This is a genomic window from Ferrovum myxofaciens, from assembly GCF_000735045.1.
Lineage (GTDB): Bacteria > Pseudomonadota > Gammaproteobacteria > Burkholderiales > Ferrovaceae > Ferrovum > Ferrovum myxofaciens.
In genome coordinates this window covers 1-1933 of the sequence record NZ_JPOQ01000051.1, presented here as the reverse complement: position 1 = coordinate 1933, position 1933 = coordinate 1, and the positions used below count along the sequence as shown (strand labels likewise).

Genomic DNA, 1933 nt, shown 5'->3' with positions numbered 1-1933 from the left:
AATACAATGCCTTCGTTGGTAATGTCGTATAACCGGATGTCCTTGCTGTGCTGGCTGCCGCGGACTTTGACGACCGAGATGACGCGTTTGAATTGGCCCGAGATTTCGACATAACGCTGCACGATGATTGCATCAGCGAGAAAAGCGCTCCCGAATGGACTGAAACGCAAATCAGTGTAGCGATCTTCCAGTTCCAATGTCATCAATACGGTCACGCCCATGCGGGTCAACTCGGCAATCATCCGGTACAGCGATCCCCGGAAATCTTCGTGGAACTCGGGTGCCAGTGCCAGTTCAAATCCGGATAGGGAGTCGATGACAACGCGTTTTGCCTGCATTCGGGTGATCATTTCGATCAGATCATGCAGAATTTGGTCAAGCGATAAATCCAGAGAACGCGTGTCAATCACCCCAACCTGCCCAGTCTTGACCAACGCATTGAGTTTTTTGCTCAGCAGTTGGTTGGGGGTCTTCTCAAACGCTGCAATCACCCCAGGTTCGCCCCTACGTGCCCCTTCAGTGAGAAATTCTGTAGCCAATACGGTTTTTCCGGAACCGGAGGGTCCGACCAGAAGCAGCGAATAGCCTGCCGGCAAGCCGCCCCCCAGCATCTCATCCAGCCCCGGTGTTCCCATTGAGACACGCTGCTCTCCGCCAGGAGCTGCGATTGACGATGCAACCACCGTGCCCGAACTGATCATCGCCCGCGGAAAAATCTGGACACCTTCATGACTGATGCGGAAGGTATGCAAACCGGGAGCCTGCGCCTGACCGCGCATTTTAACCACTTGTATCTTGCGCACCATTGAATTACGGTGCGTGTTTTGCGAAAGCCAGAGGATGCCGTCGGCCACAGTAAAAACCGGGCTGGACTCTGCTTCCGGAATCAAATATTCACCCAATAAAAACGAGGTTGCCTGCCAACTCGTCATTTGCATGCTCAATTGCTGCACGAACCTCTGCAACTCGGATGTACCTGCTTCCAGGGTCTTCGTCGACTGTACGACCGATCGGAAGGAATCGATAAATACAAAACTAGGCGTATAGTTTTTCACCTCTTCGGCAATGCGCGACAATACGCGGTCGAAATTCCCCTCCATGAGGTCTGCAGATAGATTGACAAAACGAATCGATTCATTGATTTTATCAATGTCAAAAAACGCAAACTGTTGCTGATACCTGAGCATCTTCAAGGCAGGCTCACCGAGTACCGTGAAGAACAGTCCACGATTGTTCGAGTTTGCCAGCGAGAACATGATCTGGTGAGCGAGCGTCGTTTTTCCACTTCCCGGCGGCCCCGCAATCAGATTGAAGGAGAATTCCGGTAAACCTCCGCCCAGCAGGTTGTCCAAACCAGGGACGCCAGTCGGCAGACGGCGTATGCTTACCTTCTTACTCATCTGTAAACCCCTTGTCGGTTCTATCCTGGACGTTAATACCCCAGGAAAAACGTACGATTTGGGTCATCAACCGTTCGCTGATTAACGATGCCAGGATATCGGTAAAAATGATCAGTAGCAGGCTGTTCGCCTCGCTGACTTGCACGGGCGTTTGTCCTTCAAAGGAAATTCTTAATTCCGCAAACCTGTGATCAGTCTGCGATGACAGTAAACTGGGGGCGAGCCAGGGAAAGGTTGACTGGGCAAGGAACACGCTTCTTGCATAAAGCGAATTGAAACCACTTTCACCAATGATCGAAACCAGATGAGTCGCCAACTGCTCCCACGAAACGATTGCACCATCCACAACCCCTTCAGGGTGCCGTGCCATGAGGCTTTCAATCATCTGGTGCCGCAGCAAACCATTGGTTGCCATAAATCAGTGATCGATGGATACGGCAACGCTCAGGAAATGCATGCCAACGCACCAATGGCAAATCATTTCCCCGACCCGATGTTGCCTCCCGAACCAGAGGCCATCGGCCATCGGCCAT

2 protein-coding genes are annotated in these 1933 nt (G+C 51.9%); both read right to left on the bottom strand.

Annotation, left to right across the window (positions count from 1 at the left end; translation table 11 throughout):
- Window positions 1–1400, bottom strand: a 1400-nt coding sequence (locus tag IV91_RS0107515) for an ATPase domain-containing protein (protein WP_031597306.1), incomplete at its 3' end; no start/stop codon positions are given.
- On the bottom strand, window positions 1393–1815 hold the full coding sequence (locus tag IV91_RS0107510) for a hypothetical protein (RefSeq protein ID WP_150112420.1): 423 nt from the start codon (window positions 1813–1815) through the stop codon (window positions 1393–1395). The genes IV91_RS0107510 and IV91_RS0107515, both read right to left, overlap by 8 nt.
- Between the last annotated feature and the right edge of the window lie 118 nt (window positions 1816–1933).

What these genes read in the sequence shown, in the direction of transcription:
- IV91_RS0107510 (WP_150112420.1), bottom strand. Translation starts at nt 1,815, where the DNA reads ATGGCAACCAATGGTTTGCTGCGGCACCAGATGATTGAAAGCCTCATG.